The organism is Ancylobacter sp. GW821-FHT10E12, assembly GCF_058809335.1.
On the sequence record NZ_JBXASN010000019.1, the window covers coordinates 64333 to 79696 of the forward strand.

The following is a 15364-nucleotide window of genomic DNA, read 5'->3' on the forward strand; positions in this document are numbered from 1 at the left end:
GGGGCACGGGCATGGCGCCCCGTCTCCGCCCCCGCTAGACTCGCCGCCGCCGACGCCGCTATCGAGAGCGGCGGGTGGGTGTTTCGCGCGTATCAGCCTTGAAGAGAGGACCGGGTGCCGACCAGAGACGACCTGTCGGTGACATTGCCGCAGACTTCGCCGCAGACTTTGCCGCAAACGCCGCCTCACGCCTCCCGCCGCCCTGAACTGGTGGCGGTCGGCGTGTCGCTGGCGCTGCTCGCCGTCCTCGTCGCCACCATGCCCTTCGCCCGCCAGCCGACCGAGCAGACCCAGGCGCTGCTTCCCGCCTATGCCGCGGCCACCTTCGTCATGGAGGTCATCACCGCCGCCCTGCTGTTCGGGCTGTTCCATGTCCAGCGCCTGCAGCCGCTGCTGGTGCTCGCCTCCGGCTATCTGTTCTCGGCGCTGATGGTGCCGGCCTGGGCGCTGTCCTTTCCAGGGGTGTTCGACGCGCTCGGCATCGATTTCGGCCTGCAGGCGACGGCGGCCATCGCCGTGGTGCGCCGGCTCGGCTTCCCGCTCTTCGTGCTCGGCTACGCCCTCGCCCCCTGGCGCGAGACCACCGGCCGCTCCACCCGCCTCGCCGTCGCCGGCAGCCTGCTCCTGGTCTGCGCCGCCGCGATGCTGGCCGTCGGCCTGGTCCTCGTCCATCGCGACCGGCTGCCGCCGCTGATGCAGGATGCGCGCAACGTCGCCGCTCTCTGGCGCTACGTGCCGGTTCTCGGCCTCGGGCTCTACGGCATCGGCATCGGCCTGTTGCTGCTCCGGCGGCGCTCGCAGCTCGACATCTGGGTGTGCCTCGTCCTGTTCTCGCTCGGCATCGAGCTGGTGATGATCTCCTATCTCGGCGGCGCCATCCGCCTCAGCGTCGGCTGGTGGACAGGCCGGCTCTACGGGCTCGCCGCCGCCAGCATCGTATTGATGGCGCTGCTGGCGGAGACCACGACGGTCTATGCCCGCCTTGCCCGCACGCTGGCCGCCGAGCGCCGCGCGCGGCAGGACCGGCTCATCGCCATGGAGGCGCTGTCGGCTTCCATCGCCCATGAGATCAACCAGCCGCTGGCGAGCATGGTGACCAATGCCGACGCCGCGCTGCGCTGGCTGTCGAAGGGCCCGCCGCATCTCGATAAGGTCGAGGCGGCGCTGCGGCGCATCGGCGACGACGGCCACCGCGCCAACAAGGTGGTCACCGGCATCCGCACCATGTTCATGAAGGGTGCGCAGGAGCGCGTCCGCCTCGACCTCAACGCCGTGGTCGAGCAGGCGGTCGGGACCGCCGCGGCCGAGGCGCGGTTCGAGAAGATTCCCATCGAGACCCGGCTGGAGCAGGACCTGCCGCCGATCGTCGGCAACAGCGTGCAGCTGCACCAGGTGATGTGCAACCTGATCGAGAACGCCATCGACGCCATCCGCGCGGCGGGCGACCGGCACCGCCTGGTGGTCATCGCCACCCGGCGCGGCGAGCATGACGAGGTGCACCTGTCGGTCGCCGACAGCGGCGCCGGCATCGATCCGGCGGTGGCGGACCATATCTTCGAGCCCTTCGTCTCCACCAAGCCGGGCGGCATGGGCATGGGGCTGATGTTCTGCCTCTCGATCGTCGAGGCGCATGGCGGGCGGCTGTGGGTATCGCCGAACGTGCCGCGCGGGACGGTCTTCCATTTCTCGCTCCCTGCCGCCATGGTGCCGCTCGCCAGTGCAGGGATGGACTCGTGACGGCAGACCGATGACGATGAACCGATGACCGACCGATCCGCCGTCCATTCAGCGGTTTTCGTCGTCGACGACGATCCGTCCATCCTCGCCTCGCTGGAGAGCCTGCTCGCCTCCGAGGGCCATACCGTGCTCACCTTCGAATCCGGCCAGGCGTTTCTGGCGGCGCGGCGGCCGGACCTGCCGGCCTGCCTGGTGCTCGACGTGCGGCTGCGCGGCTCCAGCGGGCTGGAATTCCAGCGCGAGCTGGAGCGCAAGGGCATCCTCACCCCCATCGTCTTCATCACCGGCCATGGCGACGTGCCGATGTCGGTGGCGGCGATGAAGGCCGGCGCCATCGAGTTCCTGATCAAGCCGTTCCGCGACCAGGACCTGCTCGACGCGGTGCATACCGGCATCGAGCAGGACCGCGCCCGCCGCGCCCGCGACGTGCAGATCACGGAGCTGCGCGAGCGCTATGCCGCCATGACCCCGCGCGAGCGCGAGATCCTGCCGCTGGTGGCGAGCGGCCTCATGAACAAGCAGATCGCCGCCAGCCTGAAGCTCAGCGAAGTCACCGTGAAGGTCCATCGCGCCCAGATCATGCACAAGCTGCAGGCGCGCACGCTGGCCGACCTGGTGCGCATCGCCGACCGGCTCGCCGCCGCCGGCCCCTCGTCCGCGCCTACGTGATTATCCCTAGGCCCAATAGACGCGACACCCCAGGATAATTGTCCGGACCGGACGCGGTTCCTAAAACTCCTCGCTCCGTTCAACCCGCGAGGATGTTCCATGGCGACCGCGACAGCGACCCCCGGCAAGGCCCTGATCGACCCCACCAATCATGCGCTGATCCTCATCGACTTCCAGTCGCAGATGTCGTTCGCGACCAAGTCGATCGACGCCGTCGCCCTGCGCAACAACGCGGCGCTGATCTCGAACGCCGCCGCCGGCTTCAAGGTGCCGACCATCCTCACCACCGTGGCCGAGAAGAGCTTCTCCGGCCCGATGTTCTCCGAGATCACCGACGCCTTCCCCGGCCAGAAGCTGTTCGACCGCACCTCGATGAACACCTGGGAGGACGCCGCCGTCATCGGCGAGGTCAACCGCATCGGCAAGGAGCGCATCGTGCTCGCCGGCCTGTGGACCAGCGTGTGCATCGTCGGCCCGGCGCTCTCGGCGCTGCACCAGGGCTTCGAGGTATGCCATCGCCGATGCCTGCGGCGACGTCTCCGACGAGGCGCATGAGCGCGCCATGCAGCGCATGATCCATGCCGGCGTGCGGCCGATGACCTCGCTGCAATATCTGCTGGAGCTGCAGCGCGACTGGGCCCGCACCGACACCTACGAGATGACCACCGGCATCGCCAGGAAGTTCGGCGGCGCCTACGGCCTCGGCATCATCTACGCCAAGACCATGTTCGGCGTCTCCGAAGGCCATTGAGCGGAGACGGTCATGCCCAGTTTCTCCGCCGCCGACGGCACCTCGATCTACTACAAGGACTGGGGTGCGAAGACCGCGACTCCCGTCGTGTTCTCGCATGGCTGGCCGCTGTCCTCGGACGCCTGGGAGGACCAGATGGTCTTCCTCGCCGAGCAGGGCTATCGCGTCGTCGCCCATGACCGGCGCGGCCATGGCCGCTCCGGCCAGCCGTGGGACGGCAACACCATGGACCAGTATGCCGACGACCTCGGCGCGCTGATCGACGAGCTGGACCTCACCGGTATCGTGCTGGTCGGCCATTCCACCGGCGGCGGCGAGATCACCCGCTATGTCGGGCGCCACGGCACCGCGCGCGTCGCGAAGATGGTGCTCATCGGCTCGGTGACGCCGGTGATGCTGCAGGGGCCGAACAACCCGGACGGCGTCCCGATGGAGGTCTTCGACGGCCTGCGCGCGGCGGTGAAGGCCGACCGCTCGCAGCTGTTCAAGGACTTCACCCTGGCCTTCTACGGCGCCAACCGGGACGGCTCCAAGGTCAGCCAGGGCCTGCGCGACACCTTCTGGATGCTCGGCATGCAGAGCGGGCTCAAGGGCCTTTACGACTGCATCGGCGCCTTCTCGGCGAGCGACTTCACCGAGGAGCTCGAGGCGATCGACATCCCCGTGCTGGTCATCCATGGCGCCGACGACCAGGTCGTGCCGCACGCGATCTCCGCCGAGCGGGCGGTGAAGCTGCTGAAGCACGGCACGCTGAAGCTCTATGAGGGCGGCGACCACGGCCTGCCGGCCACCCACAAGGACCGGATCAACGCTGACCTGCTCGCCTTCATCGCCGGCTGACCGGGCGCGACGCACCGCGCCCGACCTCCACCCCCCGGGCGCCCTTTCGTGCAGATGCGAAACCCGCATCCGCGAAAGGGCGCCATTCTCCAGCGACGATCGGGAGGCCGCATGAAGCTCTATCTCGCCTCGCTCGGCGCCGGCCTGCTGGTCGGCATCGTCTACAGCCTGATCAACGTGCGCTCGCCGGCGCCGCCGGTGGTCGCGCTGATCGGCCTGTTCGGCATCCTCATCGGCGAGCAGGTCGTGCCGGTGGCCCGCCATCTCATGAACGGCGACGGCCTGCGGGCCGCCATCGGCCTCGCCGGCTGCTCCGGCCACGTGCTCGGCCAGCTCCCCGGCCGCCGGAACACGGCCGTCGGCGCCACCGCCCCGCGCCCCGATACGCCGCCCTCGTGACCGGAGACGCCCATGCCGAACCGCCGCCAGTTCATAGCCGGATTCGGCGCCGCCGCCGCCGGCCTGTCCCACTCGCCCTCGGAGGCGCAGACCATGACTGAAGCCGCCAACACCCGGCCCGCGACGCCCGACCTGATCCTGTTCAACGGCCGGGTGACGACGCTCGACCGTTCCAACCCGCAGGCCGAGGCGGTCGCGGTGAAGGACGGCCGCATCCTGCTGGCCGGCTCCACCGCCGAGGCGATGGCGCTGGCCGGCCCGGCGACGAAAAAGGTCGATGTCGGCGGCCGCCGGGTCATTCCCGGCCTGATCGACAGCCACATGCACATCATCCGCGGCGGGCTGAACTACAACATGGAGCTGCGCTGGGACGGGGTGCGCTCGCTCAGCCACGCGATGGAGATGCTGAAAAAGCAGGTCGACATCACCCCGCCGCCGCAATGGGTGCGGGTGGTGGGCGGCTTCACCGAGCACCAGTTCGCCGAGAAGCGGCTGCCGACGCTGGAGGAGATCAACGCCGTCGCCCCCGACACGCCGGTGTTCATCCTGCACCTCTACGACCGCGCGCTGCTCAACTGCGCCGCGCTCCGCGCCGTCGGCTATACCCGCGACACGCCGAACCCGCCCGGCGGCGAGATCGTGCATGATTCCGCCGGCAATCCCACCGGCCTGCTGATCGCCCAGCCCAACGCCACCATCCTCTACGCCACGCTGGCCAAGGGGCCGAAGCTGCCGCCGGAATACCAGAAGAACTCCACCCGCCATTTCATGCGCGAGGTGAACCGGCTCGGCGTCACCGGCGTCATCGATGCCGGCGGCGGCTTCCAGAACTACCCGGACGACTACGCGATCATCGAGGAACTGCACCGCGACGGCGAGCTCACGGTGCGCATCGCCTACAACCTGTTCACCCAGAAGCCGAAGGACGAGCTCGCCGACTTCCAGGGCTGGGCCAGGCAGGTGAAGCCCGGCCAGGGCGACGACCTCTACCGCAACAACGGCGCCGGCGAGATGCTGGTCTATTCCGCCGCCGATTTCGAGGATTTCCAGGTCGCGCGGCCGGACATGCCGCCGAACATGGAGACCGACCTGGAGCCGGTCATCCGCCTGCTGGCGGAGAATCGCTGGCCGTGGCGGCTGCACGCGACCTATAACGAGACCATCTCCCGCGCCCTCGACGTGTTCGAGAAGGTCAACCGCGACGTGCCGCTGGCCGGGCTCAACTGGTTCTTCGACCACGCCGAGACCGTCACCGACCGCAATATCGAGCGCATCGCCGCGCTTGGCGGCGGCATCGCCGTGCAGCACCGCATGGCGTTCCAGGGCGAGTATTTCGCCGAGCGCTACGGTGCCAAGGCCGCCGAACGCTCCCCGCCGGTCCGCCGCATGCTGGACATGGGCGTGCCGGTCGGCGCCGGCACTGATGCCACCCGCGTCGCCTCCTACAATCCGTGGGTATCGCTGTCCTGGCTGGTCACCGGCAGGACCATTGGCGGCATGTCGCTCTACCCGGCCTCCAACCGGCTCGACCGCGAGACCGCGCTCAGGCTGTGGACCGAGGCCAATACCTGGTTCTCCAGCGAGACCGGCAAGAAGGGGCGGATCGCTCCCGGCCAGCTCGCCGACATCGCGGTGCTGTCGGACGATTATTTCGCGGTGCCGGACGACGCCATCCAGGACATCACCTCGGTGCTGACCGTGCTCGGCGGCAACCCGGTGCATGGCGACGGCGATTTCAGCGACCTCGCGCCCGACCTGCCGCCGCCGATGCCGGACTGGTCGCCGGTGCGCCGCTTCGGCGGCTACCAGCAGCGGGCGCAGGCGGAAGGCAACAAATACACCTTCGCCCGGCTGTGCGGCTGCGCCAGCGAATGCAACGTGCACGGCCACGCCCATGCCGGCGCCTGGGGCGCAGGCGTGCCGGTGTCGGACGAGCGCTCCTTCTGGGGAGCGCTCGGCTGCGCCTGCTGGGCGGTATGAGGGGTGGCAAAGCGCGACGGCCCGGCTCCCTCTCCCCGGCGGGGGGAGGAGATCGGAGACGGTGCCTTCCGTCATCCCGGACGGTCCGCAGGAGCGAGGTCAACCCGTCGACGACAATTCCACCAGGAGAGCGGCCCGGCTCCCTCTCCCCGTCGGGGAGAGGGGTGGGGTGAGGGGGAGACGCGGCGGCCGAAGCAAGGCCCCTCACCGACCCGCTGCGCGGGCCACCTCTCCCCGGGGAGAAGAAGCCGGAAGCGGTGCCGTCCGTCGTCCCCGGCCGAGCCCGGCCACGACGCCGGTTTGGTAACGCAAGGACAGGCCCGAGACAGCCGATGAGGACGGAGACCGACATGAACAGCCCCCCGAGCACCGCCGCCCTCCCCGCCCTCGCCCGGCGCATCCTTTCGCCGGCGCCGGTCCGCTTCCTCGCGCTCGCCGCCCTTTGCGCCGCCTATATCCAGGGCGGCCTCAACAAGGCGCTCGACTTCCCCGCCGCGCTCGCGGAGATGGCCCATTTCGGCCTCGCCCCCGCCGCCCCCTTCGCGGTGGCGGTGATCGTGCTGGAGCTCGGCGCGTCAGTGATGATCCTCGCCGGCATCGGCCGCTGGCTCGGCGCGCTGGCGCTCGGCGGTTTCACGCTGGTGGCGACGCTGATGGCCAACCGCTTCTGGGAGATGGCGCCGCCGGAGCGGTTCTTCGCCGCCAATTCCTTCTTCGAGCATCTCGGCCTCGCCGGCGGCTTCGTGCTGGTCGCGTGGTACGATCTCACCCATCGAGACTGAGGAGCCAGCCGTTGAGCGAGCCGTCCGCCACCCCCGTCCCGCCCGCTGCCCCGCCCGCCGCTCCCGCGGGCAGCTTCGCGCCGCTGCACCGGCCGGTCTTCGCCGTGCTGTGGGCGGCGACCGTGCTCGGCAATACCGGCTCCTTCATGCGCGACGTGGCGAGCGCCTGGCTGGTGACCGACCTGTCCGCCTCCCCCGCCGCGGTGGCCGCGGTGCAGGCCGCCGGCATGCTGCCGATCTTCCTGCTCGCCATCCCCGCCGGCGTGCTCTCCGACATCCTCGACCGCCGCAAGTTCCTCATCTTCATCCAGCTCATGCTCGGCGCGGTCAGCGCCACGCTGATGGTGCTGGCCTATGGCGGGCTGATGAGCATCTCCTCGCTGATCGCCCTCACCTTCATGGGCGGCATCGGCGCGGCGCTGATGGCGCCGACCTGGCAGTCCATCGTGCCGGAGCTGGTGCCGAGGACCGAGCTGAAAAGCGCGGTGGCGCTGAACTCGCTCGGCATCAACATCGCCCGCTCGATCGGGCCGGCGGTCGGCGGCGTGCTGCTCGCCGCCTTCGGCGCCGCCGTCACCTACGGGGCGGACGTGGCGAGCTATGCGATCGTCATCGCCGCGCTCATCTGGTGGAAGCGGCCGGCGAGCGTGCAGGACGCGCTGAGCGAGAACTTCACCGGCGCCTTCCGCGCCGGGCTGCGCTATGCCCGCTCCAGCCGCGAGCTGCATGTGGTGCTGTTGCGCGCCGTGGTGTTCTTCGCCTTCGCCAGCGCGGTGTGGGCGCTGCTGCCGCTGGTGACGCGCGAATTGCTGCACGGCGACGCCGCCTTCTACGGCCTGCTGCTGGGTTCGGTCGGGGCCGGGGCGATTCTCGGCGCCTTCGCCCTGCCGAGCCTGCGCACCCGGCTCGATGCCGACGGCCTGATGCTCGCCGCCGCCCTCCTCACCGGCTGCGCCGCCGGGGCGCTGGCGCTCGCCCCGCCGAAATGGGCGGCGGTGCCGATCCTCATAGCCATGGGCGGAGCCTGGATCGTCGCCCTGACGACGCTGAACGCCACCGCGCAGGCGATCCTGCCGAACTGGGTGCGCGGTCGCGCGCTCGCCGTCTACCTCACCGTGTTCAACGGCGCCATGGCCGGCGGCAGCATCGGCTGGGGTCTCGTCGCCCAGCAGGTCGGGCTGTCGGTCGCCCTGCTCGCATCGGCCGCCGGACTGGTCATTTCCGGGCTCATCGTACACCGCATCGGCCTGCCGACCGGCGAGGCCGACCTCACCCCGTCGAACCACTGGCCCGAGCCGTTGCTGGCCGAACCGGTAGCCGGAGACCGCGGCCCGGTGCTGATCCTCATCGAGTACCGCGTCGGCAAGGAGGACCGTCCCGCCTTCCTCGCGGCGCTGCAGAAGCTGTCGCAGGCCCGACGCCGCGACGGCGCCTACGGCTGGGGCGTCACCGAGGACGCCGCCGATCCGGCACTCGTCGTCGAGTGGTTCATGGTCGAATCGTGGGCCGAGCACCTGCGCCAGCACCGCCGGGTCTCGCATGCCGATGCCGACGTCCAGGCCGAGGTCCGGGCGTTCCACAAGAGCGTGGAAGGCCCGGTGGTGCGGCATTTCCTCACCGTGGACCCGCGCCGGCCAAGCTGAAAAGAAACCGGCGCAGGTACTTGCTGCTGCCTCAGCGCCGCAGCAGGTTGGTCTTGGCGAGGTCGAGCACCTCGTCGCCCCGCCCGCTCATCACCGCGCGGATCATCCACAGGCCGAAACCCTTGGCCTGCGCGAACTCGATGGTCGGCGGCATGGACAGTTCCTGCGTCGCGGTGACCACGTCGAGCACCGCCGGCCCGTCATGCGCCAGCACGTCCTTCACCGCGCCGGGCAGGTCGCCCGGATCCTCCACCCGCACGCCATGGATGCCCATGGCGCGGGCCATGGCGGCGAAATCCGGGTTGTCCAGATTGGTACCGAGCTCGACGAAGCCCGCCGCCTTCATCTCCAGCGCGACGAAACCGAGCACGCCATTGTTGAAGATCACCACTTTCACCGGCAATTTCATCTGCTTGAGGGTGATGAGGTCCCCCATCAGCATGGTGAAGCCGCCATCGCCGGAGAGCGAGATCACCTGCCGGCCGGGCTGCGACGCCTGGATGCCGATCGCCTGCGGCATGGCATTGGCCATGGAGCCATGCACCAGCGAGCCGACAAGGCGCCGCTTGCCGTTCATGGCGAGATAGCGGGCGGCCCAGATGGTCGGGGTGCCGACATCGAAGGTGAACGCCGCATCCTCGGCCGCCTGCTCGCTGACCAGCCGGGCGAGATATTGCGGGTGGATCGGCAGCCGGCCCGGCGTGCCGGTGGCGAGGTCGTCCAACCCCTTGCGGGACTTGCGATAACGCGCGACCGCCTCGTCGAGATGCAGCCGGTCCTCCTTGCTCGCCAGCTTCGGGATCAGCGCCTCCAGCGTCGCCCCGACATCGCCGACCAGGCCGAGATCCAGCGCGCAGCGCCGGCCGAGCTGCTCGGGCCGGATGTCGATCTGGGCGATCCTGATGCCGGTGGGCAGGAACTGCTTGTAGGGAAAATCGGTGCCCAGCAGCAGCAGGGTGTCGCAGGCATGCATGGCCTCGTAGCCGGAGGCAAAGCCGATGAAACCGGTCATTCCGACATCGTAGGGGTTGTCGTACTCGACGTGTTCCTTGCCGCCAAGGGCATGCACGATCGGGCTTTTCAGCTTTTCCGCCAGCGCCATCAGCGAGGCATGCGCCCCGGCGCAGCCGCGCCCGCAGAACAGCGTGACGCGCTCGGCCTCGTTCAGCATCCTGGCCAGCCGGTCGATCTCCTCCTCGCTCGGCCGCACCACCGGCGCCACCGGCAGCAGGCCGGCATTGGCGGAAACCGGACGGTCGGGCGCCTCCTTGAGCGCGACGTCGCCGGGTATCACCACCACGGCCACGCCGCGCTGGCCGACGGCGGCGCGGATGGCGTTTTCCAGCACATAGGGCATTTGCGACGGGTCGGAGACCAGCTCGCAATAGACGCTGCATTCGCGGAACAGGTTCTGCGGATGCGTCTCCTGGAAATAGCCGCCGCCGATTTCGGAAGACGGGATCTGCGCGGCGATCGCCAGCACCGGGGTGCGCGAGCGCTGGGCATCGAACAGGCCGTTGATCAAATGCAGGTTGCCGGGCCCGCAGGAGCCGGCGCAGACCGCCAGCTCGCCGGTGATCTGCGATTCGCCGGCGGCGGCGAAGGCGGCGACCTCCTCGTGGCGCACATGCACCCAGTCGACCGCGTCGGTCCGGCGGATGGCTTCGGTCAGGCCGTTCAGGCTGTCGCCCACGACGCCATAGATCCGCTTGACGCCGACCTGCGCCAGCGTCGCGATCATGAGGTCGGCTATGTTCCTGCTCATCGCATGCATCCCGTTTCACGGTGGGTTTCGAACAAGGCGGCCTGCGACGACACCGCATCCCGCGCCCGGCTTCGATCCACTATTGCCGTTCCAATCGTCGGCTCAATTCTACGCATGCTCCTTCCGGCATACGATCATCTAGGGAGAAATATACTTTCGTATAGGCTTATGGATTCGCGAATTTGCTAGCATGACGGCATGATCCTTTCGCTCATCCCTATAGGGCGGCGGCGAACCTGCGTCCGCCCGCGCCGCACGAGACCACGACCGACCGTCCCCGGTAGCGCGTCGTGACGATCCGGCTTTCCCCCTCCCCAGGGCCCGGATGGCCGCTCGCGCCGGCACTCGCCGCCCTGCTGGCGGCGGGCATCTTCGCCATCGACACGCTGACGCCGCTCGATACCGCGATAGCCGTGCTCTATGTCGGGGTGGTGATGCTTGCCGCCGACCGGCTGGCGCCGCGCGGCATCCTGCTGGTCGGCGCCATATGCATCGGCCTCACCCTCGTCAGCTTCGCGGTCGTCCATGGCGACGGCTACGACCCCCAGGCCCTCGTGCGGGGGCTGGTCAGCATGTGCGCCATCGTCATCGTCACGCTGCTGTCGCTGCGCGCCCGCCGCTCGGGCGAGACATTGCGCAGCCACGCCGCGCTGCTCGATCTCACCCATGACGCCATACTGGTGCGCGACGACACGGACGCCATCCTCTATTGGAACAGCGGCGCCGAGGAGCTCTATGGCTGGTCGCGGGACGAGGCGCTCGGGCAGAAGACCGCGCAGCTGCTCCGCACCGTCTTCCCGCTGTCGCGCGAGGCGGCGAGCGCGCAGCTCCATCGCGACGCCCGCTGGGAGGGCGAGCTGCGCCACACCCGCAAGGACGGCTCGCAGGTAGTCGTCTCCAGCCGCTGGTCGCTGCATCGCGACCGGCACGGACGGCCGGTCGCCACCATGGAGACCAATAGCGACGTCACCGGGCGCAGGCAGTCGGAGGACCGGCTGCACAAGGCGCAGGCCGAGCTCGCCCATGTGTCGCGCGTGGCGACGCTCGGGCAGCTCATGGCGTCGATCGCCCATGAGGTGAACCAGCCGCTGGCGGCCGTGGTCACCAATGGCGAGGCGGGGCTGCGCTGGCTGCGCCGCCCGGTGCCCGACGTCGCGGAAGCCACCGCTTCGGTCGAGCGGATGATCGCCAATGGCCGCCGGGCCAGCGAGGTGGTCGCGCGGCTGCGGGCGCTCGCCCGCCGCGACACGCCGCAGCACGACCGTATCGGCTGCAACGAGCTGATCGTGGAAACCCTCGCCATCATCGAACAGGAGCTGCGCCGGCACCGCGTCGAGCTGCGCCTGGAGCTGGCGCCGGACCTGCCGGCGGTGAAGGGGGACCGGGTGCAGCTGCAGCAGGTCGTCATCAATCTGGCGATCAACGCCGCGCAGGCCATGGACGGCCTGCCGGGAAGCCGGCGGCTCATCTTCGCCTCGCGCGAAGCGCGGGACGACGCCGGCGAGCCGGTGGTGGAAATCGAGCTGCGCGACCATGGCGTCGGCGTCGCGCCCGAGGCGCTGCCGCGCCTGTTCGAAGCGTTCTATAGTTCCAGGCCCCAGGGCATGGGGCTCGGCCTGTCGATCTCCCGCTCGATCGTCGAGGCCCATATGGGCCGCATCGATGCGATACCGAATCCCGACCGCGGAATGACCTTCCGCCTCGTCCTGCCCGCGCTGAAGGAGCCGAGCCCGTGATTGCGACCTCCACGCCGCGCCGCGCCGCCGTCGAGCCGACCGAACCGATGGTCATCGTCGTCGACGACGACGCGGGGTTGCGCGAGGCGCTGTCCAGCCTGTTCCGCTCCATCGGGCTGCGGGTCGAGCTGTTCGGCTCGGCGGCCGAGCTTCTGGCGGCGAAGCTGCCGGACGGGCCGCGCTGCCTCGTGCTCGACATAAGGCTGCCGGGGGTCAGCGGCCTCGATTTCCAGTCCCAGCTCACCCGCAGCGGCCTCGACATGCCGGTCATCTTCATGACCGGCTATGGCGATATTCCCATGACCGTGCGGGCGATGAAGGCCGGCGCCGTCGATTTCCTCACCAAGCCGTTCCGCGACCAGGACATTCTCGACGCCGTCGCCGCCGCCCTCGAGCAGGACCGCACGCGCCGGCAGGCCGACAGGGCGGTGGCCGGCGTGCGGCAGCTCTACGAGGCGCTGACCGCCCGCGAGAAGGAGGTGATGGCGCTCGTCACCTCCGGCCTGATGAACAAGCAGGTGGCGGCCGAAGTCGGCCTCAGCGAAATCACCGTCAAGATCCATCGCGGCCATGTCATGAAGAAGATGGCCGCCCGCTCGCTCGCCGATCTGGTGCGCATGGCCGAGACCCTCGAATTGGCGGCACCGAAGAGATAGACGACGCAAACCTTGATATGATTTCGAACCAGTCCATCGTGGCGATATACAGGGAGGGCAAGAAGCGTACGGCCGGTACGCGGTCAGCAAGAAGGATTATTCGACGTGCGCCAACCTGCGATGGTCTCGATCATCGATGACGACGAGTCGGTGCGGACAGCGACGGCCAGCCTGGTGCGGTCGCTGGGTTTCGCCACCAGCACGTTCGCCTCGGCCGAGGACTTCCTCCATTCGCCGCGGCTCGACGATTCCGACTGCGTGATCACCGATGTGCAGATGCCCGGCATGAGCGGCGTCGAATTGCAGGCGCGGCTGCGGCAAGGCGGCTATCGCACGCCGCTGATCTTCATCACCGCGTTTCCCGAGGAGCGCCTGCGCCGCCAAGTGACCGCTTCCGGCGCCATCGGCTTCCTCAGCAAGCCCTTCGACGGCAGTGACATGATCGCCTGCCTCGACCAGGCCCTGAACCGCACGGCCTGAACCGCACGGCCCGAACCACCCTTCCGACATGGCTGCACCGAGCGGGGACGTCTTGTGCGTCCCCGTTTTCGTTGCATCTCCCTGTGGGCGGAGGCGATGCACACTCTTGTATGAGGCCGGCAACCGAACAGCCGATATCGAAGCCGCCGTGCCGGGTCTAGCCTCTCCTGCGTCGGACATACCGGCGTCGACCTCCCAGGCCGCTCCGCGCACGAGACCTTTCGTGCCGCGGCCGGGGCGTCGGCCCGCATCGAACCCACCCGCCCGACTGGAGAGCCTCCCATGACCAACGCCCCGGCGAAGACGCGCCAGACCGCGCCGCTCCGCACCCCCACCGACCTCGGCGCGGACGCCACCCGCGACATCTCGGCCGCCCTGACCGCGCTGCTCGCCGACATGTTCGCGCTCTATCTCAAGACCAAGAATTTCCACTGGCACATGTCGGGGCCGCATTTCCGCGACTACCACCTGATGCTCGACGAGCAGGGCGACCAGATCTTCGCCACCACCGACGCCATCGCCGAACGCGCCCGCAAGGTGGGCGGAACCACGCTGCGTTCCATCGGCCATATCGCCCGCCTGCAGCGGCTCGCCGACAATGATGCCGACTATGTCACCGCGCCGGACATGCTCGCCGAGCTCGCCGAGGACAACCGGCAGCTGACCGGCTTCCTGCGCGCCACCCATGCGGTCTGCGAGGAATATAACGACGTCGCCACCACCAGCCTGCTCGAGGTGTGGATCGACGAGGCCGAGCGCCGCAGCTGGTTCCTCTACGAGTGCACCCGCTCGAACCACTGAGCCCCCGAAGGCCCGCCGGGGCCGCCCTGCAGCGGCTCCGGTGCCCACTCGTCCACGCGGAGAAGGTCATGCCCGCAGCGCAAGCTTCCACCCCGTCCGCCGCCCTGCCGGCCGGTGAGACGGCCCCCGCCTTCACCCTGCCGGCGACGCCCGACCAGCCCCTGTCGCTCGCCGACCTCAGGGGGCACCCGGTCATCCTCGCCTTCTACCCCGCCGACTGGAGCCCGGTCTGCGGCGACCAGATGGCGCTCTACAACGAGGTCCTGCCTGCCTTTCACCAATATGGCGCGCAGCTCGTCGGCATCTCCACCGACGGCGTGTGGTGCCATGCCGCCTTCGCCGCCGACCGCAAGCTGCATTTCCCGCTGCTCGCCGACTTCCAGCCCAAGGGCGAGGTCGCCCGCCGGTACGGCGTTTACCGCGAGAAGGACGGCACCTCCGAGCGCGCCTTGTTCGTGATCGACGCCGGGGGCGTGATCCGCTGGAGCTACGTCTCGCCGCTCGGACTCAATCCCGGCGCCGACGGCATTCTCGAGGCGCTGGACGCTCTCGTCGGTGGCAGGCAGGCAACAGGAGTTCCGTCATGACCCATCTCAGCCGGCCGGTCGGCGCCGACGACCACAGCCAGGGCCCGGCCGACGCGCCGGTCACCCTGGTCGAGTACGGCGACTATGAATGCCCCTATTGCGGCGAGGCCTATCCGGTGCTGAAAGCCGTGCAGCGCGCCATGGGCGACAGGCTGCGCTTCGTGTTCCGCAATTTCCCGCTCACCCAGCAGCATCCCCATGCCGGCCGCGCCGCCGAATTCGCCGAGGCGGCGGCGGGAATCGGCCGGTTCTGGGACGCCCATGACCTGCTCTACGAGCACCAGGACGCGCTCGACGATGCCAGCCTGCTGGCTTATGCGCGGGTGATCGGGCTCGACGGGCCGCATCTCATGGCCGCCTTCGAAGGACGCTACGACGACCGCATCCGCCGGGACTTCGCCGACGGCCTGCGCAGCGGCGTCAACGGCACGCCCAGCCTGTTCGTCAACGGCCTGCGCTATGACGGTCCGCGTGACGCCGACAGCCTCGTCGCCGCCCTGCGCGCGGCCGCGGCGACACCTGCCTGACCTATGCTCGC

The 15364-nt window shown here is 69.4% G+C and carries 14 protein-coding genes and 1 pseudogene; 14 read left to right on the forward strand and 1 reads right to left on the reverse strand.

All coding sequences use genetic code 11. The features are described from left to right. The first annotated feature begins 114 nt into the window (after positions 1 to 114). The 8 genes and pseudogenes from AC1RU4_RS22070 (at position 115) to AC1RU4_RS22105 (ending at position 8801) form a co-directional block, all read left to right on the forward strand. Positions 115 to 1737 (forward strand): ATP-binding protein, encoded by a 1623-nt coding sequence (locus tag AC1RU4_RS22070; protein ID WP_492893300.1) that lies wholly within the window; start codon positions 115 to 117, stop codon positions 1735 to 1737. A gap of 24 nt (positions 1738 to 1761) precedes the next feature. Continuing rightward, on the forward strand, positions 1762 to 2406 hold the full coding sequence (locus AC1RU4_RS22075) for a response regulator transcription factor (protein WP_492893301.1): 645 nt from the start codon (positions 1762 to 1764) through the stop codon (positions 2404 to 2406). Between the two features lie 99 nt (positions 2407 to 2505). Beyond that, positions 2506 to 3157, forward strand: a pseudogene (locus tag AC1RU4_RS22080) (hydrolase). Between the two features lie 12 nt (positions 3158 to 3169). After that, entirely contained in the window at positions 3170 to 3997 is an 828-nt protein-coding gene (locus tag AC1RU4_RS22085; RefSeq protein ID WP_492893302.1) for an alpha/beta fold hydrolase, read from the forward strand. Positions 3998 to 4108: 111 nt separating this feature from the next. Continuing rightward, on the forward strand, positions 4109 to 4396 hold the full coding sequence (locus tag AC1RU4_RS22090; protein WP_492893303.1) for a XapX domain-containing protein: 288 nt from the start codon (positions 4109 to 4111) through the stop codon (positions 4394 to 4396). Positions 4397 to 4408: 12 nt separating this feature from the next. Further along, entirely contained in the window at positions 4409 to 6376 is a 1968-nt protein-coding gene (locus AC1RU4_RS22095) for an amidohydrolase (protein WP_492893304.1), read from the forward strand. A gap of 350 nt (positions 6377 to 6726) precedes the next feature. Continuing rightward, a complete protein-coding gene (locus tag AC1RU4_RS22100) occupies positions 6727 to 7158 on the forward strand; it encodes a DoxX family protein (protein ID WP_492893305.1) in 432 nt (143 codons plus the stop codon). Between the two features lie 11 nt (positions 7159 to 7169). Continuing rightward, positions 7170 to 8801, forward strand: a complete 1632-nt coding sequence (locus tag AC1RU4_RS22105; RefSeq protein ID WP_492893306.1) for an MFS transporter — start codon at positions 7170 to 7172, stop codon at positions 8799 to 8801. Positions 8802 to 8832: 31 nt separating this feature from the next. Here AC1RU4_RS22105 and poxB read toward each other — a convergent pair whose 3' ends face one another. Continuing rightward, positions 8833 to 10566, reverse strand: coding sequence for a ubiquinone-dependent pyruvate dehydrogenase (gene poxB, locus AC1RU4_RS22110; protein WP_492893307.1), 1734 nt, complete (start codon positions 10564 to 10566; stop codon positions 8833 to 8835). A 290-nt stretch (positions 10567 to 10856) separates the two neighbouring features. Between poxB and AC1RU4_RS22115 the strand changes: the two genes are divergently transcribed. The 6 genes from AC1RU4_RS22115 to AC1RU4_RS22140 all read left to right on the forward strand — a co-directional run bounded on the left by AC1RU4_RS22115 (position 10857) and on the right by AC1RU4_RS22140 (position 15353). Beyond that, positions 10857 to 12302, forward strand: coding sequence for a sensor histidine kinase (locus tag AC1RU4_RS22115; protein ID WP_492893308.1), 1446 nt, complete (start codon positions 10857 to 10859; stop codon positions 12300 to 12302). A 47-nt stretch (positions 12303 to 12349) separates the two neighbouring features. Then, positions 12350 to 12958, forward strand: coding sequence for a response regulator transcription factor (locus AC1RU4_RS22120; RefSeq protein WP_492893348.1), 609 nt, complete (start codon positions 12350 to 12352; stop codon positions 12956 to 12958). Between the two features lie 105 nt (positions 12959 to 13063). Beyond that, complete coding sequence (locus AC1RU4_RS22125; RefSeq protein ID WP_492893309.1) at positions 13064 to 13438, forward strand: response regulator transcription factor; 375 nt, start codon at positions 13064 to 13066, stop codon at positions 13436 to 13438. Between the two features lie 282 nt (positions 13439 to 13720). After that, positions 13721 to 14239, forward strand: a complete 519-nt coding sequence (locus tag AC1RU4_RS22130; protein ID WP_492893310.1) for a Dps family protein — start codon at positions 13721 to 13723, stop codon at positions 14237 to 14239. Positions 14240 to 14307: 68 nt separating this feature from the next. Then, positions 14308 to 14826 carry a redoxin domain-containing protein gene (locus AC1RU4_RS22135; RefSeq protein ID WP_492893311.1) on the forward strand — a complete coding sequence of 173 codons (519 nt, stop codon included), beginning with the start codon at positions 14308 to 14310 and terminating at the stop codon, positions 14824 to 14826. After that, positions 14823 to 15353: a DsbA family protein gene (locus AC1RU4_RS22140; RefSeq protein WP_492893312.1), complete on the forward strand. Its 531-nt coding sequence runs from the start codon at positions 14823 to 14825 to the stop codon at positions 15351 to 15353. The genes AC1RU4_RS22135 and AC1RU4_RS22140 overlap by 4 nt, the downstream gene beginning before the upstream one ends. Positions 15354 to 15364: the final 11 nt, after the last annotated feature.